At 44.9% G+C, this 21,635-nt stretch carries 19 protein-coding genes; 15 read left to right on the top strand and 4 right to left on the bottom strand.

Features of this window, described 5'->3' with window-relative positions:
• Nucleotides 1-146 precede the first annotated feature (146 nt).
• Both glpK and ACVFI8_RS08650 read left to right on the top strand, forming a co-directional pair.
• On the top strand, nucleotides 147-1,661 hold the full coding sequence (gene glpK / locus ACVFI8_RS08655; RefSeq protein WP_248715576.1) for a glycerol kinase GlpK: 1,515 nt from the start codon (nucleotides 147-149) through the stop codon (nucleotides 1,659-1,661).
• A 213-nt stretch (nucleotides 1,662-1,874) separates the two neighbouring features.
• A complete protein-coding gene (locus ACVFI8_RS08650) occupies nucleotides 1,875-2,816 on the top strand; it encodes a LysR family transcriptional regulator (RefSeq protein WP_248713870.1) in 942 nt (313 codons plus the stop codon).
• Between the two features lie 6 nt (nucleotides 2,817-2,822).
• Here the strand turns inward: ACVFI8_RS08650 and recG are convergent, their stop codons facing one another.
• A complete protein-coding gene (gene recG, locus ACVFI8_RS08645) occupies nucleotides 2,823-4,904 on the bottom strand; it encodes an ATP-dependent DNA helicase RecG (protein ID WP_248713871.1) in 2,082 nt (693 codons plus the stop codon).
• A gap of 96 nt (nucleotides 4,905-5,000) precedes the next feature.
• Here recG and ACVFI8_RS08640 point away from each other — a divergent pair, with 96 nt between their 5' ends.
• The 5 genes from ACVFI8_RS08640 (at nucleotide 5,001) to ACVFI8_RS08620 (ending at nucleotide 10,376) form a co-directional block, all read left to right on the top strand.
• Nucleotides 5,001-5,528: a DUF4115 domain-containing protein gene (locus tag ACVFI8_RS08640; protein ID WP_248713872.1), complete on the top strand. Its 528-nt coding sequence runs from the start codon at nucleotides 5,001-5,003 to the stop codon at nucleotides 5,526-5,528.
• A 121-nt stretch (nucleotides 5,529-5,649) separates the two neighbouring features.
• The gene (locus ACVFI8_RS08635) at nucleotides 5,650-6,171 is read left to right on the top strand and encodes a DUF2058 domain-containing protein (RefSeq protein ID WP_248713873.1); all 522 of its coding nucleotides are present in this window, start codon (nucleotides 5,650-5,652) and stop codon (nucleotides 6,169-6,171) included.
• A 189-nt stretch (nucleotides 6,172-6,360) separates the two neighbouring features.
• Nucleotides 6,361-6,672 (top strand): DUF496 family protein, encoded by a 312-nt coding sequence (locus ACVFI8_RS08630; RefSeq protein ID WP_248713874.1) that lies wholly within the window; start codon nucleotides 6,361-6,363, stop codon nucleotides 6,670-6,672.
• 2,021 nt (nucleotides 6,673-8,693) lie between these two features.
• Nucleotides 8,694-9,509, top strand: coding sequence for a HipA family kinase (locus tag ACVFI8_RS08625; RefSeq protein WP_457873606.1), 816 nt, complete (start codon nucleotides 8,694-8,696; stop codon nucleotides 9,507-9,509).
• Nucleotides 9,510-10,376, top strand: a complete 867-nt coding sequence (locus ACVFI8_RS08620; RefSeq protein ID WP_457873605.1) for a hypothetical protein — start codon at nucleotides 9,510-9,512, stop codon at nucleotides 10,374-10,376.
• 63 nt (nucleotides 10,377-10,439) lie between these two features.
• Here the strand turns inward: ACVFI8_RS08620 and pntB are convergent, their stop codons facing one another.
• Complete coding sequence (pntB, locus tag ACVFI8_RS08615) at nucleotides 10,440-11,840, bottom strand: Re/Si-specific NAD(P)(+) transhydrogenase subunit beta (protein ID WP_248713877.1); 1,401 nt, start codon at nucleotides 11,838-11,840, stop codon at nucleotides 10,440-10,442.
• Between the two features lie 13 nt (nucleotides 11,841-11,853).
• Nucleotides 11,854-13,413: a Re/Si-specific NAD(P)(+) transhydrogenase subunit alpha gene (locus ACVFI8_RS08610; protein WP_457873604.1), complete on the bottom strand. Its 1,560-nt coding sequence runs from the start codon at nucleotides 13,411-13,413 to the stop codon at nucleotides 11,854-11,856.
• 412 nt (nucleotides 13,414-13,825) lie between these two features.
• On the opposite strand from ACVFI8_RS08610, the gene ACVFI8_RS08605 reads away from it, so the two are divergent.
• The gene (locus ACVFI8_RS08605) at nucleotides 13,826-14,275 is read left to right on the top strand and encodes a hypothetical protein (protein ID WP_457873603.1); all 450 of its coding nucleotides are present in this window, start codon (nucleotides 13,826-13,828) and stop codon (nucleotides 14,273-14,275) included.
• 727 nt (nucleotides 14,276-15,002) lie between these two features.
• On the top strand, nucleotides 15,003-15,128 hold the full coding sequence (locus ACVFI8_RS08600; RefSeq protein ID WP_457873602.1) for a hypothetical protein: 126 nt from the start codon (nucleotides 15,003-15,005) through the stop codon (nucleotides 15,126-15,128).
• 93 nt (nucleotides 15,129-15,221) lie between these two features.
• Here ACVFI8_RS08600 and ACVFI8_RS08595 read toward each other — a convergent pair whose 3' ends face one another.
• On the bottom strand, nucleotides 15,222-16,094 hold the full coding sequence (locus ACVFI8_RS08595; protein ID WP_248713880.1) for a LysR family transcriptional regulator: 873 nt from the start codon (nucleotides 16,092-16,094) through the stop codon (nucleotides 15,222-15,224).
• Nucleotides 16,095-16,209: 115 nt separating this feature from the next.
• Between ACVFI8_RS08595 and ACVFI8_RS08590 the strand changes: the two genes are divergently transcribed.
• The 6 genes from ACVFI8_RS08590 (at nucleotide 16,210) to ACVFI8_RS08565 (ending at nucleotide 21,470) form a co-directional block, all read left to right on the top strand.
• A complete protein-coding gene (locus ACVFI8_RS08590; RefSeq protein ID WP_248713881.1) occupies nucleotides 16,210-17,391 on the top strand; it encodes an MFS transporter in 1,182 nt (393 codons plus the stop codon).
• A gap of 60 nt (nucleotides 17,392-17,451) precedes the next feature.
• The gene (locus ACVFI8_RS08585) at nucleotides 17,452-18,759 is read left to right on the top strand and encodes a phthiocerol/phthiodiolone dimycocerosyl transferase family protein (protein ID WP_457873601.1); all 1,308 of its coding nucleotides are present in this window, start codon (nucleotides 17,452-17,454) and stop codon (nucleotides 18,757-18,759) included.
• 126 nt (nucleotides 18,760-18,885) lie between these two features.
• Entirely contained in the window at nucleotides 18,886-19,143 is a 258-nt protein-coding gene (locus tag ACVFI8_RS08580; RefSeq protein WP_248713883.1) for a GrxA family glutaredoxin, read from the top strand.
• Between the two features lie 168 nt (nucleotides 19,144-19,311).
• Nucleotides 19,312-19,509, top strand: a complete 198-nt coding sequence (locus tag ACVFI8_RS08575) for a DUF4250 domain-containing protein (protein ID WP_248713884.1) — start codon at nucleotides 19,312-19,314, stop codon at nucleotides 19,507-19,509.
• Between the two features lie 134 nt (nucleotides 19,510-19,643).
• Nucleotides 19,644-20,237: a hypothetical protein gene (locus ACVFI8_RS08570; RefSeq protein ID WP_248713885.1), complete on the top strand. Its 594-nt coding sequence runs from the start codon at nucleotides 19,644-19,646 to the stop codon at nucleotides 20,235-20,237.
• Nucleotides 20,238-20,450: 213 nt separating this feature from the next.
• Nucleotides 20,451-21,470, top strand: coding sequence for a porin (locus tag ACVFI8_RS08565; protein ID WP_248713886.1), 1,020 nt, complete (start codon nucleotides 20,451-20,453; stop codon nucleotides 21,468-21,470).
• The last annotated feature ends 165 nt before the right edge of the window (nucleotides 21,471-21,635 follow it).

Raw genomic sequence — 21,635 nt, 5'->3', positions numbered from 1 at the left:
TGATACAGGCTAGGTTAAAGCAACTTAGTGAGAAGTAATCGCAGCGATAAAATTAAGTTTATGTCACGTAACAGTTAAAAAAATGTTCTAAAATGTTCGTTTTCGAGCATAATAACTGGAAATGATAATCTGGAATGAATCTCACAATGGACACGGCGCGTTATATTGTTGCTCTTGATCAGGGCACGACTAGCTCAAGAGCGATCATCTTTAACCAACAGTCGGAAATCGTTGGCAGCGTACAGCGCGAATTTAGCCAGTTTTTTCCTAAATCAGGTTGGGTCGAGCACAATCCGATGGAAATATGGGCTAGCCAAAGCGCCTCATTAACCGAAGTATTGGCTAAAACCGGCATCCGCAGCGATCAGATTGCCGCCATTGGTATCACTAACCAACGTGAAACCACCATTGTTTGGGACAAAAATACTGGACAACCTATCTACAACGCCATTGTTTGGCAGTGTCGCCGTACGACTGAGCTGTGCGAACAACTCCGCGAGCAAGGCTGGGCAGACTACATTCAAGAATCTACAGGCTTGGTCATTGATGCTTATTTTTCAGGCTCAAAACTTAAATGGATCCTCGACAACGTAGCAGGAGCCCGTGAAAAAGCCGAAGCGGGTGACCTGCTGTTTGGCACCGTTGATACCTGGCTGGTATGGAAGCTCACCAATGGCCGAGTGCATGTCACTGATTACACCAATGCATCACGCACCATGATGTTTAATATTCATACCCTTGAGTGGGATGAAAAACTGCTAGATTTATTGGGGGTTCCAAAGAGCATGTTACCTGAGGTGAAATCGTGCTCTGAAGTGTATGGTCAAACCAACATCGGTGGTAAAGGAGGCACGCGAATCCCTATTTCGGGTATCGCTGGTGACCAGCAAGCTGCCTTGTTTGGTCAACAATGCTACCGCAAAGGAATGGCTAAAAATACTTATGGTACCGGTTGCTTCTTATTGATGAATACTGGGGAAACGCCGGTCAAGTCAACCCATGGTTTATTAACCACCATTGCCTTTTCAATTAACGGTAAGGTGAATTATGCGCTGGAAGGCAGTGTATTTATGGGGGGCGCTACAATTCAATGGTTACGTGATGAAATGGGCTTGATTCGTGATGCTTCTGATACCCAGTATTTTGCCTCGAAAGTAGACGATACTAACGGTGTCTATTTGGTGCCCGCCTTTGTCGGTTTAGGTGCGCCTTATTGGGACCCCTATGCGCGGGGAACCATAGTGGGCTTAACCCGTGGCGCAAATCGTAACCACATTATTCGCGCCGCTTTAGAATCTATCGCTTATCAGAGTCGTGATTTATTAGAGGCCATGCAGGCTGATGCGGGTATTTCACTTAAACAACTAAGGGTTGATGGCGGAGCGGTGGCCAACGACTTTCTATTGCAGTTTCAGGCTGATGCCTTAGGCACAGAAGTGGTGCGCCCTGCCTTGATTGAATCAACAGCCTTAGGAGCGGCTTACTTAGCGGGTTTGGCTGTAGGCTACTGGGACAGTATTGAAAGCTTAGCTGAAAGCCATGTGCCAGACCGCTGTTTTGTTCCTGAAGGCGACCAACATAAGCGAGAACGCTTGTATAAAGGCTGGAAGCGCGCAGTAGAGTGCAGTAGAGGGTGGTACGACAAAGAGCTCGATGGGTAAGACTCTGCGCATATAATCAACCGCTAAGTGGTGTTCTTAGCGGTTTTTTTGTATCTGTACCGGCTTATGTTAACTTGCTCATTAAACGCCTATTGTCTTTGAATTATGATGAGCTTAGCGGTATTCACTGCTACTGTTATACCAATTCTATTGATCATCTAATCGACTTAATGTCTTGCGATTAAAGTAGCGTAAAGCAGAGAGAGGAACCCAATGACTAGCAGTTCATTTGCAACGCTCGATCTAAATCTACTTAAAGTATTTGTGGTATTGGCCCAAGAGCTAAATACTCGGCGCACCGCAGAACGAATGAGTGTCAGCCAGCCAGCGATAAGCCGCTCATTACAAAAACTGCGTGAGCATTTTGGTGATGAACTGTTTGTGCGCGCCCAACACGGTTTAATTGCCACCCCAAAGGCAGAGCAACTATCGCTGAGTGTACCGAGCATTTTGTCTGAACTCGCAAATGTTGTTGATCATCACAATGATTTTAATCCAGCTGACTTAGAAGGCCTATTAAAAGTGGCAATGCACCCGATGTTGCTAGCCTCTGTGGCTAAGCGTTTGTTTGTGGTGTTGCAGCAATATGCGCCCGACTTGCGCTTACAAGTGACCACTTGGGGTTCAGATACCTGCGAATTGATCCAACGAGGGCAAATCGATTTTGGCCTGTGTTTACTGCCTGTAGAGGGCTCTAAAGAGTTAGTACAGCGGCGGGTGTGGCGTCAACCGGTTTACATATATGCTAGAGAGGGTCACCCGATTGGTAATCATCCGGTATCCCCTCAAGATTTTGCCACTTACCCTACGGCATTAATCCACGTACCGGGTTGGAGCGCTGCGCGTAGTGAGGCTGAAAAGTTCTTGGCAAGTCATCATGTAGATATCAGCGTGGGTTTTCGCTCGGAATTACCGGGTTCTATTTTAGATGTTCTTCGCGTTAGTGACCTTATTTATCCCTGCGTTACTTTTTACCCTGCGGAGGATATTCCCGGGATTAGGCGCTTAGCATTAAGTGATGACTTTGTCGACTTGGCGCTTAAGTATGATGCTGGTTATGTATTTCATTATCGAAATAGACAAAACCCCTTGTATATGTGGCTACAAACAATTTTGCTTGAGCACTGCCGCGATGAAAGCTGCAGCCTTGCTTAGGCGTTTTTAAGCCTGTGCAAATTGCTCTCGACCAGCAAGCCAACGTTCAATTAGGGGCGCTACGCTGGCAGGTGTTTGCTGTAACAATTGTTTAGCCAGCGCTTGCGCTTCTCCAATCAATACTTGGTCTCGCACTAGGTCGGCAATCTTAAATTCGGCTAAACCGGTTTGCTTAGTGCCTAATAATTCTCCGGGGCCACGAATTTCCATATCGCGTTGAGCAATCACAAAACCATCGGTACTGTCGCGCAATACGCTTAAGCGCGAACTCGCCGTTTTTGATAAAGGGCTGTGATACATCAATACACAGTGGCTTTCTACTTGGCCGCGGCCCACCCGGCCACGCAGCTGGTGCAATTGAGCTAAACCTAAGCGCTCAGGGTTTTCGATAATCATCAGGCTGGAATTGGGCACATCTACGCCGACTTCAATCACGGTAGTGGCCACCAGTAAATCCAATTGATGAGTCTTAAACTGCTCCATGACCCACTGTTTTTCTTGGGGCTTCATGCGCCCATGTACTAAACCAATACGTAAATCGGGCAGCTGCTTTTGCAGAGTATCAGCGGTATCTTCGGCGGCTTGGCACTGCAATACTTCCGATTCTTCAATTAGGGTGCATACCCAATAGGCTTGGCGGCCGTCGTTATGGCACGCTTGGTAGACCCGTTCAATGACTTGCTCACGACGGGTATCAGGCAGGGCTACCGTTTTAATCGGTGTTCGCCCAGGTGGCAGCTCATCAATAATCGACAGCTCTAGGTCGGCATAAGCGGTCATGGCTAAGGTTCGTGGAATAGGGGTAGCCGTCATTATCAACTGGTGTGGCAGCGTATTGCTGCCATCTATTGCTGCGCCTTTTTCACGCAAAGCCATACGTTGGTGCACCCCAAAACGGTGCTGTTCGTCAATGATGACCAAAGCCAGCTTGGCAAACTGTACTTGTTCTTGAAAGATGGCATGAGTGCCTAGGATCATTTGTGCTTCACCGCTGGCAATTCTGGCCATGGCTTCACTACGGGCTTTGCCTTTTTGTTTGCCAGCAAGCCAGTCTACTTTAATGCCTAAAGGCTCGAACCAACCGGCGAAGGTTAGCGCATGCTGTTCGGCTAATATTTCGGTGGGTGCCATTAAAGCAACTTGATAACCATTGGCTAAAGCCTGCACTGCGGCCATGGCGGCTACCAAGGTTTTACCACTGCCCACATCACCCTGAACCAAACGCATCATTGCATGAGGTTGCTGAGTGTCGGTTTTAATCTCTGCGATTACTCGCTGCTGTGCATTAGTGGGTTTAAAGGGTAACAGTGCTAAAAACTGACGTTCTAGTTCACTGGCCAAAGGTAAGGCTATAGCTGCTTGGCGTTGCTGCTCTTGACGAAGTTTTAACATGCTTAGTTGATGGGCGGCTAATTCTTCAATGACTAAGCGTTGTTGAGCAGGGTGTTTACCTTCTTCTAGTAAACTTAACTCGGTATCAGGTTCGGGGCGGTGCAGTTGCATCAAGGCTTGATTAAGGTTTAAGCCATGGGGACGCAGCGCTGGCGGTAGCCAATCGATAAGCGGATATTGCTCTAATAGCTTAAAAGCTTGCTCGCTTAACTTACGTAAGTTGAGTTGCTTTAAGCCTTCGGTAGTAGGGTACACCGGCGTTAGCTTTTCATCCATCAGCGGCGCGCCCGCATCACTCACAATGCTGTATTCTGGGTGGATCATTTCCCAGCCGTGCTTGCCTCGTTTTGCCTCGCCAAAACAGCGCATCCATAAGCCTTGTTGCATGGCGGCTTTTTGGCCGTTGTTAAAGTTGAAAAAACGCAGAGTAATACTGCCGCTACCATCGTTAATGCGGCAAGTAAGCATGCGCCTGCGAGCATGAATGAGTTCAACTTTGCTGATTTCGCCATGCACTGAAACATGGGCACCATGTAGTAAGTCGTTGATGGGCCAAATGCGGGTGCGGTCTTCATAGCGAAGCGGCAAGTGCAGCAGTAAATCGCCTACAGTAAAAATCTGTAAACGATGGAGCTTTTCGGCAAGTTTGTCACCAACACCTTTTAGTGCGGTGATCGCTAAGCTGCTTAATTCCACTTAAACTACTGTAAGTATGATCATGTACTAGCAGTATATATGAATTTTTCGGCTATTATTAGTCATCAAGGGTTTAAGCTATTCTAGGACGAAGACATGCGGAGATTTTGGGGTCAGGTTGCTCTAGCCATACAGTTAGTGATCAGTTTGGTTGGCGTGAGTATGGCAGAGCAAACTGCCCAGCCGGCAATTATTCACAGACCTGAGCAACCAATAGAGCGACCCATTCCTAGTCACCCTATTGAGCGCCCTGTGAGACCTATCTTACCGATTCGACCTCCAGCGCAATTGCCTCACCGTTGGCAAGGTGCCAGAACTTACTACTGGGTTGCACCCAGCGAGCAATGGCAGCCTCAAAGCTTACGGCCAGACCAAGTGATTGAAGTAGAAATTGAAGCTAACGACCGAGCCGAATTACTATTGATTGATGGCCGTGACAAAGTGGTATTTGATGGCTGGCTAGGCATGGGCGATTTACGTACTTGGCAAGTGGTGCACCCAGCATCGTTATACTTTTCAGAAGTTCACGGCTTTAGTTTGAAGCTAAATGGCAGCGATATTGACTTATCGACTTACCCCCAGGATCAGGCTGTGTCTCTTACTTTGGCTCCAGAAGCAGAATAAGGGCCAGTGGTGGTGCTAACGGTTCAAATTTTGCGTTGCTTGGCGTATCATCTACGCCACTAGCAGATACGCTAAACGATTCTTTACTATTCACTAATAGATTGAAAGGTGTGCATTTCCCATGGCCAAGTTATCCCTGCAAGAGCAGATGCTTAAAGCTGGTTTAGTTGATAAGAAAAAAGCGAAAAAAGTCGGCAAAACTAACAAAAAATCACGAACTTTAGCCAAAGAAGTGAAAGCCGCCGCTGAGCAAGCTCGCACTGAGCAACAACAACGTGACGCCGAGTTAGCTCAGCAGCAAAATGCTGAAAAAGCGAAAAAAGCCGTTGCCGCACAAATTAAACAGCTTATTGAAATGAATAAGTTAGACCGTTCTCGTGGCCAAGAGTCTTATAATTTCACCCATGAAGGCTTAATTAAAAAGGTTTATGTTACAGAAGAGCTACGCAAGCAATTGAGTAATGGTCGTTTAGCCATTGTTACTCTCGGTGAAGCTTATGAAGTGGTTCCGAGCATTGTCGCCGAGAAAATCGCCCAAAGAGATGAAAGCGTGGTGGTACTGGTGAATGACCCCAGCCAAGATGTGATTGATGAAGATGATCCCTACGCTGACTATCAAATCCCTGATGATTTGATGTGGTAAGCAAAAATGCATCAGAAAGAGTCGCTAATTTAGCGGCTTTTTTGTTTTAAGCTAGGCTCTAACTATCGCGCCGTTTGATCTATGTTCGGAGATATTGCATTTTTTATAAAATTTTATTGCCGAAAAAACTTAAGCGAGTAAGTTGATCACAAGTGTGCATTTATGAATTATCACCACTTAGGAGAAGTAATGGAAAATCAAACTGCGAGTAATGTATCTAAGGTATTGGAGTTTGTTTCTATGAGTCGCAGACGCAATAAGCTAAAACGTGAAATGGTCGATGTAGATAAAAAAATTCGTGATAACCGAAAGCGTGTAGAATTACTGGATAACTTAGGAAACTACATTCAAGAAGGCATGAGTGTTAGCGATGTTAAAGCAATTATCGAGAACATGCGTGCCGACTACGAAGATCGTGTTGACGAGTACACCATCAAAAATGCTGACTTGTCGAAAGAACGCCGTGAATTAGCGAAGAAGCTAAAAGAAGCCAAAGGGTAGGTTGTTACTTTTGGGACCATGAGCCGCTGATAAAGCGGCTTTTTTGTGGGTTTAGCATGTTGTTTACGGTTTTGCTTGCGTGGTAGCGGGCTGCTCTCAGTATCACTCCTAAGAGGGTAATTACGCTTGTTAGCAGTATTAATAACTCACCAGTGCTGGAATGTGTTGTTGGATTTGGTTTCGCCTTGCCGGCGATGTCCTAAGCTTCGCTGGGCAAAGCTTAGTAGCAAAAGAAAGGCCACCCTGCATCTCCTTCATCTTGCGTTGCTCGAATCCAAACGCGCCAATGGCAACTCGCTACGCTCGAACAGGCCATGGCTTATTCGTTTGTCTTCTGCGCTACTCAGCGGAGATGATGGTCCTAAAGAGCAAAGAGCAAAGAGCAAAGAGCAAAGAGTAGGAGTGGTGAATTAGTAATTTAACTAATAACGTGGGTTCTTGATCTTGGTATCCCCTCATCATCGCCGAGTAGCGCAAGTGAGCTGCGGATAAAGGCAAAACCTGTTTGAGCGTAGCGAGTTGTTTTGACGCCGCAGTGAGTGAGCAACGGAGGAAAAAGATGATGCTGGGGCAGCCTTTCTTTTTCCTCTACTTTTCTTTGGCTGTTCAAAGAAAAATGGAGTCGCCGTCAGGGCGAAATCTGCAAGTAAAGCTAGCGCTAGGGCTTAAATGTTTGAGAATGTAATCGCTAATTTACAGCGATACTCAGCGGGAATGATGGGGCACAGAGCAGTCAGCGTAGGCTCTTGAACTTCACTCCCCTCATCATCGCTGAGTAGCGCAAGTGAGCTGCGGATAAAGGCAAAACCTGTTTGAGCGTAGCGAGTTGTTTTGACGCCGCAGTGAGTGAGCAACGGAGGAAGAAGATGATGCTGGGGCAGCCTTTCTTTTTCCTCTACTTTTCTTTGGCTGTTCAAAGAAAAATGGAGTCGCCGTCAGGGCGAAATCTGCAAGTAAAGCTAGCGCTAGGGCTTAAATGTTTGAGAATGTAATCGCTAATTTACAGCGATACTCAGCGGGAATGATGGGGCACAGAGCAGTCAGCGTAGGCTCTTGAACTTCACTCCCCTCATCATCGCTGAGTAGCGCAAGTGAGCTGCGGATAAAGGCAAAACCTGTTTGAGCGTAGCGAGTTGTTTTGACGCCGCAGTGAGTGAGCAACGGAGGAAAAAGATGATGCTGGGGCAGCCTTTCTTTTTCCTCTACTTTTCTTTGGCTGTTCAAAGAAAAATGGAGTCGCTGTTAGGGCGAAATCTGCAAGTAAAGCTAGCGCTAGGGCTTAAATGTTTGAGAATGTAATCGCTAATTTACAGCGATACTCAGCGGACGTGATGGTGATTAAAGAGCAAATCAGCGCTCGCTTTTGTGTATGTTGGCTTATTTACATCAGCTTCTATGGGTCGTTCAGGTTTCGCCTTGCCGGCGATGTCCTTTTCTTTGCTTGGCCAAAGAAAAGGACACAAAAGAAAGGCCACCCCGCATTCCCTTGAATCTTGCGTTTCTCATAAATCAACGCGCCTACGGAAACTCGCTTCGCTCAAACAGTCCTCGGCTTATTCGCTGATTTACTGCGATACTCAGCGGGAATGATGGGGCACAGAGCAGTCAGCGTAGGCTCTTGATCTTGGTATCCCCTCATCATCGCCGAGTAGCGCAAGTGAGCTGCGGATAAAGGCAAAACCTGTTTGAGCGTAGCGAGTTGTTTTGACGCCGCAGTGAGTGCGCAACGGAGGAAGAAGATGATGCTGGGGCAGCCTTTCTTTTTCCTTAGTTAAGCTCTGGCTGTTTGAAGCTTAAGGAAGTCGCCGTCAGGGCGAAAATCGGTACTTAACTTGAATGTTTAAGTTGCTAAGTGCCAGGGGAGAAACGAAAAATCATTATGACTAAACTGTCAATTTGACGCTTATCTGGCTGAAATAATTAAAAACAAATGATATTGTTTTAGACAAAATATATACAGATAAGTGCCTCTATTTATGGAGTTAGCACCCTGTTTGTTTATTTATTGAGGGGATTTTAGAGTGAGCGATATAGTAAAAATATTGTCGTTTGATAAGTATATAGCCGCATTAGAACATACATCAGATGGAATGATGGCTGCTACTCACCTAGCTAATGTGAAATGGCTGGACAATAAAGCGGGGCGTTTCTACGTGAAAACCTACCCTACTTGTCACCCTCGAGGACTAATTAATGAGATTGTGGGGTATTTGATCGCTCATGCCGCTGGAATTCCTCAACCAAATAAAGTCGCTCTAATTCAAATTCCTAAAGACGTAGTGAAACATAACTTCAAAGGGGAATTCAGTTTTACTGGTGATTATTGCTGGGGGTGGGCTAGTGAAGATTCTGGACCTACTCCAAATACGTACCTTAAAGTGGGTGATATGACAGGTTATAAGCAGTGCTTAGAAAGTCTCAAGAATTGGGATGCACTCCCAATTCTATTGGCGTTTGACGACTGGGTGGCCAATCAAGATAGAAACACAGGCAATATTACTATCAAAAGCAGAAATGATTTTAGAATAATCGACCACGGAAATGTCCCTGTTTCTGAGGCGTGGACTAAGGATTGCTTAGTCGTAGATCGCGTATACGAAAATAAGTTGCTAGATGGGTTATATGATCACAACTACCCTCTCCCTATGTCTTCAAAACTTATTGAATCAACTAAGGCACACTCAAAAATCTATGAACAAGTACGGTTAGAAATAAAAAAATGGAGCGATATTCTACTTGATTCAAGTGACTCTGAGCATCTTCGACACTTTTTAGAGGCTCGAGCTAGGCTAAGTGTTGCTAGAATGAAAGATAAAACGGGCTTATTGGTGGCTTAAATGCAAAATTTAGAGAATTTATTAAGTCAAAGCGCTGATCAAAATTTAGTTAAAGGAGAGTGGTTTAATATTCGGTGGACGCCTGATATTGCAACCGGAGAAAAGCTAAATATAGGTGTTGGCTTCTTAGAAGGCGGGAGGGTTCATAGCCGCCTATTAAGTTACTTTGAACGTATAAAGTGCTTGTATGGTGAGCGAGGCATTTACCATTTGGAACTCACTACATCTATCGTTGGGGAAAGCTTACGGCAAAATAATAAAGAGTCTCCTATTCCTCAGGTTTCATTTGATCCTTCCGGCTTTGCTCAAGGTTATTCAGTTGATGAAATATTAACTAACTTATTCGAACAAACTGTCCCGTTACAAAAAAAAATTAGGCAAAACACAGGAGGGAATAGATTTAGCTCATTTAACACAGAGAAACTCTATACCTGTTTGTTAGACGAATTGAGAATCAAGGCTGCATTACAATTTGAGAGGTTTGTGCCAGTTAATAGCTCTATTCATATTGATGATGAGTCTGGTCACCATGAGCTTTTTGTTCCGTTTCGTGATGGGATCGATTTAGTTGGAGGGCTGGCGTCAACAGTTTACTCTAATGTTCAAACAATTGAGTTAAATTTACTAAAAGCAGCCAGAGATGTAGAGGCAGCCATAAAGTTAGGGCGAGGGCATAACGCTTCCGTATTCATTTTGATGCCTGGAGACGAGTTGGACAAGTTGAAAAGTGACCAAATTATTTCAGTTGAGAATACACTTGATCGATTTGATTGGCATATGAAAAAGCAAGGAATTGCTGTCGAAGGACACACTTCAGTTTCTGGCTTAGCCGATGAAATTTGTAAATGGGCTGGTGTAGCAGCTTAATATGGTACAAACGTTATAAAAAGCCGCTCTAGGAGCGGCTTTCATAGTTAACAAGCTATCTGCTTAGATATGAGAAAGGATCTTCTGAACCGTTTCTTTAGCATCACCAAACAACATGTCAGTATTCTCTTTAAAGAATAATGGGTTTTGAACACCAGCATAACCCGTCGCCATTGAACGTTTAAACACCACCACCTTCTTCGCATCCCATACTTCAAGCACTGGCATACCGGCAATTGGGCTGCCTGGCTCTTTAGCCGCAGGGTTAACCGTGTCGTTGGCGCCAATGACTAGCACTACGTCGGTAGACGCGAAGTCTTCGTTAATTTCGTCCATTTCCATTACGATATCGTAAGGAACTTTGGCTTCGGCTAACAGCACGTTCATGTGGCCAGGTAAACGGCCGGCAACAGGGTGAATCGCAAAGCGAACCTTAATGCCTTTATCACGTAACTTCTGCGTAATTTCTGCCACCGGGTATTGGGCTTGCGCAACCGCCATACCGTAACCTGGGGCAATAATGACTTCGTTTGCGTCTTTTAGCATTTCGGCTACGTCTTCAGCTTGTACTTCAGTGTGTTCACCTTGGTCAACATCGCTGGCGACAACTGTGCCACCTTCTGCGCCAAAACCACCTAAGATTACGCTGATGAATGAGCGGTTCATGGCTTTACACATAATGTAAGACAGAATCGCCCCTGAGCTACCGACTAGTGCACCGGTAACGATAAGTAAATCGTTGCCTAGCATGAAACCAGCCGCTGCTGCTGCCCAACCAGAGTATGAGTTAAGCATAGATACCACTACAGGCATATCTGCGCCACCAATGGCCGACACGAGGTTGTAACCAAATACAAAGGCAATTAGCGTCATAAAGATCAGTGGCCACATAGAGCCGCTGTCCATGTACATGCTGCCTAAGTAGATAGATACCACAATCATGGCTAAGTTTAGCCAGTGAGCTCCTGGGAGCGCTTTAGGGGCACTGCTGATGATGCCACGAAGCTTACCAAAGGCGACAACTGAACCGGTGAAGGTGACCGCTCCAATGAAAATACCTAAGAATACTTCAACGTCATGAATGTTTTTAGCGACTGGGTCGATAAGACCGGTCACCGCATCCATTAACGAGCTGTGGTCGATAGCGCTAGAGAAACCGACTAGTACCGCTGCCATACCTACGAAGCTGTGTAGAACAGCAACTAGTTCAGGCATCTCGGTCATTTCAACTTTAAGCGCTAGGCGAATACCAATGGCTGCACCAATAGCCATCGCTAGGGTGATGATCCAGCTACCACCCGTTACTTGAGTGCTAGCGAGCGTTGCGATGACCGCAATGGCCATACCAATAATGCCAAATATGTTTCCGCGTTGAGCGGTTTCTTGTTTACTTAAGCCTGCGAGGCTAAAAATAAACAATAGCGCAGCCACTAAATAGGCTGCTGATACAATACCTTGAGACATGTGACTATTTCTCCTAGTTGTCTTTGCGGAACATCTTCAGCATCCGCTGAGTCACAGTAAAACCACCGGCTATATTGATGGTGGCGATAAGCACGGCAATCCCTGAAAGCAGTAATACTACCCAGGAGGTGTCGGCTTTCATTTGTACTAAGGCACCCACAATAATGATGCCACTAATGGCGTTGGTGACGCTCATTAACGGTGTATGTAGCGAATGACTGACGTTCCATACCACGTAGTAACCTACAACACAGGCCAACATAAATACGGTGAAGTGTTGTAAGAAGTCACTCGGTGCAGCATCGGCGACCCAAGCAAAAGCGGCTAAACCCGCTGCCGCAATTAATGGTTTTACCCATGGTTTCTTCGGCTTGTCTTCTACCACCACTTCGGGTGCCGCAGCAGGCGCTTCAACTTTCGGTTGGGCGCTTACTTGAATAGCAGGTGGTGGGAAGGTGATTTCACCGTCTTTCACCGAGGCGACGCCACGCAATACTTCATCTTCGAAGTTGATGTCGATTTCGCCGTTTTTCTCTGGGCTTAGTAACTTCAGTAAGTTAACTAAGTTAGTGCCGTAAAGTTGGCTCGCTTGCGCTGGCAAACGACGAGAGATATCGGTTAAACCAATAATGGTTACGCCGTGTTTTACTGCAATTTCACCAGGCTCGGTTAATTCACAGTTACCGCCAGTGGCGGCAGCCAAATCGACAATCACACTACCAGGCTTCATTAATTCAACCATGTCAGCCAAAATCAGCTTAGGCGCTGGGCGACCAGGAATTAACGCGGTAGTAATGATAATGTCTACTTCTTTCGCTTGCTCGCGGAACAAGGCCATTTCAGCTTCAATGAAGGCTGCGCTCATTTCTTTGGCGTAACCATCACCGCTGCCGGTGTCTTCTTCTTCGTATTCAAGCTCAAGGAACTCAGCACCCATAGAGTTAATTTGTTCTTTTACTTCTGGGCGAGTATCAAAGGCGCGAACAATTGCGCCAAGGCTGCCGGCGGTACCCAAAGCGGCTAAACCTGCTACACCAGCACCAATAATAAGTACTTTTGCGGGGGGGACTTTACCTGCGGCGGTAATTTGACCGGTAAAGAAACGACCAAAGTGATTAGCGGCCTCGATAACTGCACGGTAACCGTCTACGTTGGCTAATGAGCTACGCGCATCCAGCGATTGAGCGCGAGATATACGTGGCACCATGTCCATGGCGAGTAGGTTTATTTTAGCGGCTTTGAACTTTTCAAGTAGTTCAGGATTTTGCGCGGGCCATGCAAAACTGGCTACTGTAGCACCTTCTTTTATAAGAGCGAGTTCGTCAGTGGTATCGTTGCTGCCATCAAGAGGGGCATTAACTTTAAAGATGAGGTCAGCTTGAAAAGCTTGCTCTTTAGTGACGATTTCAGCGCCTGCTTCAACGTAAGCTTCGTCATTAAAGCTGGCTGCTGTTCCTGCACCGCTTTCCACTGCCACAGAGAAGCCCATTTTTAAGAGCTGCTCTACGGTTTTTGGGGTGGCGGCTACCCGGCTCTCCTTATCGAAGATCTCCTTAGGTATTCCGATTTGCATAGTGTGTTCCTGCTAATGGTGGTTATGTTGAGTTGCTATTTAGACAACACTTTCTGTTTATTACATAAATGTTAGCCAGACATCTAAAGCCAACTTTATGCATTTGGTGTGATATGAAAGATAACTACGGCCTAACAGTCAAGTAACTTTGGGAAAAAGTATCGCTTATTTCTAATGGTCAAACCAATTTGTAAAGATTATTGGTGTGATAGGTTAGTTCGATGTGTGTTTTGGTTAGTGAAATGTAAGGGTGCGAATGCTTGTTCAAGATCTGGCACGTAAATAGCTACAAGTAAGAGTATCTACTACTCTTTATATTAGGTATATGCCTAATTCGCATATTTCGTTGGTTCACTATCAGCTAAGTAAGGGGAAGTAGCCTGATGCATAATCGACGAGTGAGGAGCTTGTTATGGGGATTTATTTATCATTAATCGTTGCCATGTTATTTGGGGTGAGTAGTGTGCAAGCAAAGCCAGCCCTAAAGTTGGAATTTAGTGTCGATAATGAGTTGCGACAGCCTCAAGCGGCTAAGCAATTATTTAGTGATATTAATTGGTTACAAGATCAAGAGCTAGCACCTAGCCACTCGCCTGCAGACTCCGATATTTCAAATTCAAACCTTAATAACAACAGTGCTTTTCTACAATATCAGCAAGTACCTCAATGGCGCTCAAGTTGGCGTGGTGGGGTGAACTGGCAAGCGCAGAAGAACTTAATGTTCAAAGTGAAAGGGAACCGACTGTCTGGTCATTTAACGGTACCAACCAAATTTTTATGTGCAATTTGCAAAACACATTTAGATACCACTGTTTGGAAAGACGGTCACGTGCAATTACAGTTGAAATCTTATTTCGAATAAGCTGTTTCGTTTGCTGTACCCTAGGTATAATAGCTAAAAACTTCATAAGGAATCATTGTGGGCTATTTGTTGTTGGCCTTTTTACTGGTTTTCGCTCTCCCGTTTGTTAGCTTCTTATTAGGATATATCCACATTTACCTTGAGTATGGTGTCACCGTATCAGCAGTTATTGTTGGTCTATGGGTTCTACTAGACATTACTAAGATGAAAAAGCGCTAAGCCCCATCAGTAAAGGGCTGTAGCTGCAATCTAATAATGACTCATTTATTTTTAATGGTTTAATTGAATATTTATGCGTGTATAGACAATGGTCTAAAGCGCTGCGCTAAGTAGTTGATTCAATAGTTTTTATTTTCTGAGTTATTTTTAGCGTATTCAATGGCAAATTCCCAAGCAACACAGCGCTAGAATACTTGGCGATATCTAATAAAAGTAAGTTTTTGGTATTTGTTAAACCTTTGTTTTTTAAGGTTATTTTTTTATTGGTTTTTAGGGGCTGCCTCCAAAGTAGTAAATTAGTACTTCACATTTTGGCAAAAAGCCTATAAATTACTCCCCGCAAGACTGAGCTAGATCAAGAAATTATCAGCTAAAAGTACTTTTCGCCGATAATGGCTTGTGCAATTTTTATTCACTAGCTAGCCTTACTTACGCAAGTGGCTATGACGAAGAAAAACGAAAAAATCGAACTTTTTTATACTTGCAACAACTTAGGAGAACTATCCAAATGGAACAAGAACAAAAGCAAACGATGCGCTGTTTTGCCACAGGTAAAGGTTTTTTTGTACGCCTACCTATCAATGAAGACATTGAAGCAAAAGAATGTGAATCAGATGTTGAAGCGGCCGAGTAAACTACCTCTGTAGTTGCCTTTAATAACTCGCGACTTAATTTACGCTTGTTACATCACAAACCGCTAGCCACTTGGTTAGCGGTTTTTTTATACCTAAATCTGTTGTCGAAGATGTGTCAAAAATGCGCTGAGGTTGGGGTTTTCAAAACGTTGCGCCGGATAATAAGCACATACGCTGCGTTGCTCTGATAATAGCCCCGGCACTACCTCTATTAATTTCCCGTCTAATAGTTGTTGCTGAACTAAATCCTCAGAGACTAATACCACCCCCATGTGGTGAACGGCTGCTTGAATCGCAGCCAGCGGATCGTGAGTGATAAAACGAGATGCTTGGTTGAGCACGGTCCCCTCATTAAATTTAACCCCGCCAGCTTTTATTTGTCCTTGCACTAACAGTAATGGCAAGTTCTTTAGTTGTTTTGCATTTTGCACAGGCCCATGACTGGCTAAAAATTGAGGGCTGGCGAAACACTTAACCGCGTAATCAAACAAATGCAGCATTCGATAGCTGGTGCTATCAAAATTATCGATTTGGCGACTTATTACAATATCTAAAGATAGGTCGGGGATGACTCCAGGGTCTACTTCATGCAGTTCAACTCTTAAATGAGGATGCTTAGGTAGAAAAGACGCAATCAGTGGCGTTACAAACAAGCTACCTGATACTGCTGGCGCGCCAATACTTAGACTTCCGCTTAAACCTTGAATGGAAGGGCTTAGTTGTTGGCGCATGCTAGCAAACTGACTGAGCCAATCTCGGCTTTGTAAATAGAACTGCTGGCCTTGCTCGGTGGTGCGGATCCGCCGAGTCGTGCGCAATAACAATTGACAATGTAGTTGCGACTCTAGCCAGGAGATTCGTTTACTGCAAGCTGAGGTGGTGATATCCAAATGTGTCGCTGCTTGTACAAAGCTATTACTGTCTACCACCGCCACATAGGTTTGAACTGCGTTTAGCCAATCCATATGGGTATTCCTTAAGATTGTTTCCTGTTGGGAAATAAAGCGTGTCTTTGATGAATGATTATCTTCTTTTGTGATTAATTTACAATACAGCCCGTTTCCCTTTTGGAGGTTATGAGTGACTGATTCGCGCATTCCATTGTTTTTCTCAATCGCCTTCATTGCCTGTTCGCAAATAACCAATGGTTTACTCACCCCTGCACTGCCCGAAATGGCGCTGCACTTTAGCGTGGATGAACATTTGGTTCAGCAGCTTATCGTTGGCTTTATCCTTGGCCTAGGGGTATCACAGTTGTTCTATGGCCCTCTGGCGGATAGTTATGGGCGGCGTAGGGTATTTTGGCTAGGACAAAGCATTTTTTTAGTCGGTAACGTAGTGACTTTTTTAGGTTTTAATAACCTAAATATCCTTTTAACGGGGGTCGTTATCCAAGGTCTCGGTGCCGGTAGTAATCAAATTTTAGCGCGTTGTTTACTCAGTGATAGTTACCGAGGCTCCCACTTAAGGCATGGATTTGCTTGGTTGGGCATGGCGGCCTCTGTGGTACCCATCTTGGGTCCGGTGATCGGCGGGATAATTACAGCTTATTGGGGCTGGCATTATCTATTTATTATCATTGGTGTTGCAGCCGCTGGCCTGATGATCGTGGCGGCTAAACTATTACCTGAAACGCAAACTGAACCGGGCCAAGCTTTACAAGCCAAGCGGGTGATTACTCGCTACATGAATCTGGCGATCGATGGCAATTTTATTCGTTATGCTAGTTTTGCTTGGATAGCCAGTATTGGCTTAATGTATATGATTACTAGCGCTCCTTTTATTCTACAGCGTGGTTTTGGTTTGAGCGCCGATGATTTTGGCCTCATTATGATTATTCCGGCTGCTGGTTTAGCACTCGGTAGTGCATTTACTCGGCGTTTTGGTGAAAGTTTACCCGAGCAACAACTACTGATGCTGGCGGGGTGTTTACCGATAATATCTAGTTTGATATTGCTTAATTGGGGTCAGTCCTTAGCGATGGTGATGTTGGCCATGGTGCTTATTAGTGTCAGTGTCGGTGCGATCTACCCTGTTTCTCAGTCTGGTTTATTTCGTTATTTTTCAGCTCAAGCTGGCACGGTTTCAGCTTTAAGCGGCACCACGCAAATGACCTTAACGGCACTGGCAATTGCAGGCCTGACTACATTATTGGAGCCTAGCCCTAGCGCGATGGCGATCATATTTATGCTGATGGGGATAGGATTAGCACTAAACATAGTGATCCAAGCGCTAAAAGTGAAAGTGTATTCTATGCAATGATAAGGGCATTGTTTTTGTTGTAGGTTAGCCGCTGTATTGCGCAGTTATGGAGTGCACAAAATGTATCGTCCACTGGGGGTTACCGAAAGTCTGTTTGCTGAATTCACTGTCAGCGGAGCGATGTTGGTGGTTAATGCCGCCAGCATTAAGGGAAAGATAGATACTGGCCTTATTCCCCAGATCCAAGGTTTATTACAGCAACGTCACCCCTTACTCAATGTAAGCCTAAGTAAAACGGCACTGCAATGGAACTGGATTGAAGCCAGTGGTGAGCCTTTGGTAGAAGTATTAGAGGCAGATATTAAGCCCGCTGAGTTTGAGCAGCAGCTGGGCGAAATAATGCAGCTTCAGTGTAATACCCCACTAAAGCTTGGTGGGGCTCTTTGGCGGGTTAGTGTGTTAAATGGCGCTGAACAATCTGCGTTAATCATTAGCATTCATCACAGTATTTGCGATGGCTTGTCTGCGGCTGCTTTGCTAGGTGAATGGATCCAGCGACATAACCAGTTAAAGCAAGATGTTTGCGCGTCGCCGAGCAGGTTTGCTATCAGAGAAGGCTTACACGCAAGCCTTAATCCACCTGATTTCTCCGTTGATGATAGTCCTTTTTGCGTGCCAATTAGTACTAAAGATGCGTTGGCATGGTTAAATGCACCCCTTGAATCAGAACCGCTGGTCGAGGCCATAAACTGTCTAGAGTTGTGCTATTTTTCTCAGCGGCAAACTCGGCAATTATTGGTGCTTTGTCGCCAGCATGGGTTTAGCCTGAATATTGTACTGTACAGCGTGGCTTTGGGGGTTGCTTTGGCTTTAGCTGAATACCCACCCAGTCACCTTAGTGCCGGTGGTAATGCCAATGTTCGCCCACTGGTTGAGCCCCCTGTTACTGAGCAAGAGCTCGCCTGCTTCGTCTCGATGTTTTCATTTACGGTTGACGCTGATTTATCTGATAACGTTTGGCAACGGGCCGCTAAAGTGAAAGCGGGCTATCAACAAAAAGTGGCTTCAGGGCTTCACCTTGCGAGTTGCAATGATGATTGGTGGAAGGCACAACCACCGCGCCGCTTAGGCGATGATTTTGCTCAATGCCAAGGGCGTTTTAATACCATTCATCTATCCAATTTGGGTAATATCAGTCATCTATTTAACTTGACTGAGGGCGACCTAACGCTGCGACACTATTATTTTACCGCCGCGCAGCATGTGGTTGGTTCTATCTTTTGGCTGGGGGCGCAAACGGTTAACGATCAATTGTCTATCACTCTCAATTGCGTAGCGCCGGGAGTATCTGCCAGTATGCGCCGTCGATTTATCGATTCGTTTCGCCATGAGCTATTAGCCTTGCTATCAGATTCACGAGCAGATTAGTTATTTCTGAAGTGATTCAGCTTACTTTGATAGGTAGCGCCTATTACAAGTAACGACATATTCGATTTTTTAATTTTTTAATTAGCCGTTATAGTAGAACCAGTTTAATTCCCTTGGAGTGTAATAATGTTTGCAGTAATTTTTGGTCGTCCTGGTTGCCCATATTGTGTTCGTGCTAAGCAAATTGCAGAGCAATTGAGTGCCGCCCATGAAGATTATAACTACCGTTATGTGGATATTCATGCTGAGGGTATTTCTAAAGCTGACTTAGAAAAAACCGTAGGCAAGCCAGTGGAAACGGTACCGCAAATTTTTGTCGATGAAGCGCACGTAGGTGGATGCACCGAATATGAAGCCCTAATGCGCGAACAGTTCGATATCTAAGTACTCTCTTTTGTTAACAGCAAAGCCAGGCTCCGGTCTGGCTTTGCTGTTTCTAGTAAACTAAACAATACAAATAAGCACTGAGCTATCAGCCTAAAATAATTCCATTAATCGAAAAATCTTAACTAAGCTGAAATGAGATGGTGTGACCATTTACATGAGGAGCGGATGATGGATGCGAGTTATTTACTTAATTTAGAGCCCAGCATTATTTTGGGGATCGTCAATGAAAAGCTACGCCTAGAATGCGACAGTCTAGAAGATTTGGCGCTAACATTCGGTTTTGAAGAGCGCTCATTGTCTCGCCGGCTAGAAACCATTGGTTACCACTATGATGTAATCACCAATCAGTTTAAAGCCATATAGCGGCTACTGGGATTATTGAAAAACGCGCGACTGTTAGGTGAGTGAGGCTTAGGTTATTCCAAGTTAAGCTTATTTAGACTTGGCATAAGTTACTGAATAGTAGACACTGATACCGTGTCTACTGGAGGTGACTTATGCTTAAAAAAGGATTTTTGTTTCTCGGTTTATTGGTATCGTTACCCGCATTAGCAGATGTGAGTGTGGGAGCCGGCTACACCTTTGGTGGCGAAATGGATGACCTAAATACTGAACAAACCTATTCCGTCCGTTCATCTCCTTCCTATATGGCTGCCTTCGATTTTGCTACTAATTCTGGCGAAACTCGTAAACGAGAAAGCTTCGATAATTACGTTGGCGCTTTAGTGTCGTGGCAAAACACCGAGATGGACGATCAGCAGTCAACCGATGTTGATGTTGTTTATGCCCACCTAACGGCTTCTCGTCGTTGGCATTATGAAAACTTTGAGACCTTCGCTAGCGGTGGGGCCGGAATGACACACTTTGCGGCAAGCCCTGGCAGCGATAAGCAACGTTTCTCTATTAGTATTGGTGGGGGGTATTTTTATCATCTAAGCAAAAACCTAGATTTAAAACTGGAGGGGCGTCTTTATAGCACCTTTGTCAACGAAGGCACCAAGATCCAATGTGGTCCCGGTTGTGAAGTCACATTTACAGGCAGTTACTGGTCGCAACTGGGTTTGAATTTGGGTTTAAACTACCGCTTTTAGCCTCTGTTTATAATGCATCTTTATTCTTTTTTAAGTTGTTATTGATTAACTTATGAAAAAGTAAAATGCTTATTAATTATGTGTTTATGGTGATTTTCATAAAGTTCCTTTGTCATTAATCTTTAATGATTCAGTCACCTAACTGTCATTTTTCGTCCCTAGAATTTGCTCAACTTATTTAGTTGATGTAGTTCACATTTTTTAGGGATTCAAATGAAAAAGCTTACTCTTATTGCGCTAGCGGTTGCTACCGCCTCCGGTTCGGTTCAAGCCGCTAAAGTATATCAAGACGAAAAACACGCTGTTGATTTATATGGTCGTGTTTATGCGGGTTATACTGCGGGTGATGACGCTGGTAAGTCAGATAATTTTGGTGCAGATCAATATGTTCGTTTTGGCGCTAAAGCTAAATCTAACTTCGGTGAGTCAAATTACGCTTTAGCCCGTTATGAGCTGCAAATGGAGAATAACGGTGAAGGTGATAATACCTCTGCCACTAAGGCGCGCTTAGCTTATGCTGGGTTTGGCGGCGACTTTGGCCAGGTCACTTTTGGTCGTAACTACGGCGCTTTAGAGTTAATCGCTGATTGGACAGACTCAAGTTATGTTAACCCTTACGGCAACTCAGCGATTGGCATTAGCTCTAGCCGTGAAGAAGGCATTGGTCGTTCAGATAACGTATTAAAGTACGCGGGCGAATTCAGTGGTTTTGATATTCATGCTTCTTACAAGTTTAACGATAATCAGAAAGACGAGACTGGCGCCAGCCAAGATAACTCGGCTTATGGCTTGGCCTTGGCTTACACTTTTGACTTCGGTTTAGGTCTCGGTGCTGGTTACAACATGGCGAGTAATGCTGACGGTATTGACGATAGCAAAATGGCCTTAGTTGGCGTTAACTACGATGCAAACGGTGTTTACGCGGCAGCGAACTACTCAACGGGTACTAACAACAAAGCTTTCAAGCAACACTCTGCTGATAAACAAGGTGATTACACCGGATATGAATTAGTGGCGGGTTACAAGTTCACCAAGGCCTTCCGTGCCCAAGTCATGTGGAACAAATCAGAGCTTGATCCAAAAGATGGCGATAAGTATGACAATGTTGATTACTACACCATCGAAGGTCGCTACGACCTCACTAAGCAACTGCGTATCGTAGCGGCTTACCAACTTAACAACATCGATGATGCCGAAAACGAGTTGCACTTCGCGGCTCGTTATGACTTCTAATTGGGTGTATTACACACTAAGTGCCTAACTTAGTGTGTTTGTTTATTTCTGCGTATGTTTGTTTTTTGCCAGCTCTGCCTAGAGCTGGCTTTTTGTTGGTCGCTTGCACCACATGCCTGCCAATAAAAAGGAAGGCCTTAACCTTCCTTCGTTCTCACTCTTATT

It is taken from the genome of Agarivorans sp. MS3-6 (genome assembly GCF_054112545.1).
The sequence above is the reverse complement of the archived record's forward strand: the minus strand, read 5'-3'. Positions and strand labels throughout refer to the sequence as shown.

Bases quoted from the DNA above. Each gene is read 5' to 3' on its own strand.
- ACVFI8_RS08595 (WP_248713880.1), bottom strand. From the start codon at position 16,094: ATGGATTGGCTAAACGCAGTTCAAACCTATGTGGCGGTGGTAGACAGT.
- ACVFI8_RS08605 (WP_457873603.1), top strand. From the start codon at position 13,826: ATGGGGATTTATTTATCATTAATCGTTGCCATGTTATTTGGGGTGAGT.
- ACVFI8_RS08570 (WP_248713885.1), top strand. From the start codon at position 19,644: ATGCTTAAAAAAGGATTTTTGTTTCTCGGTTTATTGGTATCGTTACCC.
- ACVFI8_RS08610 (WP_457873604.1), bottom strand. From the start codon at position 13,413: ATGCAAATCGGAATACCTAAGGAGATCTTCGATAAGGAGAGCCGGGTA.
- ACVFI8_RS08585 (WP_457873601.1), top strand. From the start codon at position 17,452: ATGTATCGTCCACTGGGGGTTACCGAAAGTCTGTTTGCTGAATTCACT.
- ACVFI8_RS08650 (WP_248713870.1), top strand. From the start codon at position 1,875: ATGACTAGCAGTTCATTTGCAACGCTCGATCTAAATCTACTTAAAGTA.
- ACVFI8_RS08620 (WP_457873605.1), top strand. From the start codon at position 9,510: ATGCAAAATTTAGAGAATTTATTAAGTCAAAGCGCTGATCAAAATTTA.
- ACVFI8_RS08575 (WP_248713884.1), top strand. From the start codon at position 19,312: ATGATGGATGCGAGTTATTTACTTAATTTAGAGCCCAGCATTATTTTG.
- ACVFI8_RS08635 (WP_248713873.1), top strand. From the start codon at position 5,650: ATGGCCAAGTTATCCCTGCAAGAGCAGATGCTTAAAGCTGGTTTAGTT.
- ACVFI8_RS08640 (WP_248713872.1), top strand. From the start codon at position 5,001: ATGCGGAGATTTTGGGGTCAGGTTGCTCTAGCCATACAGTTAGTGATC.
- pntB (WP_248713877.1), bottom strand. From the start codon at position 11,840: ATGTCTCAAGGTATTGTATCAGCAGCCTATTTAGTGGCTGCGCTATTG.
- ACVFI8_RS08630 (WP_248713874.1), top strand. From the start codon at position 6,361: ATGGAAAATCAAACTGCGAGTAATGTATCTAAGGTATTGGAGTTTGTT.
- ACVFI8_RS08565 (WP_248713886.1), top strand. From the start codon at position 20,451: ATGAAAAAGCTTACTCTTATTGCGCTAGCGGTTGCTACCGCCTCCGGT.
- ACVFI8_RS08600 (WP_457873602.1), top strand. From the start codon at position 15,003: ATGGAACAAGAACAAAAGCAAACGATGCGCTGTTTTGCCACAGGTAAA.
- ACVFI8_RS08580 (WP_248713883.1), top strand. From the start codon at position 18,886: ATGTTTGCAGTAATTTTTGGTCGTCCTGGTTGCCCATATTGTGTTCGT.
- glpK (WP_248715576.1), top strand. From the start codon at position 147: ATGGACACGGCGCGTTATATTGTTGCTCTTGATCAGGGCACGACTAGC.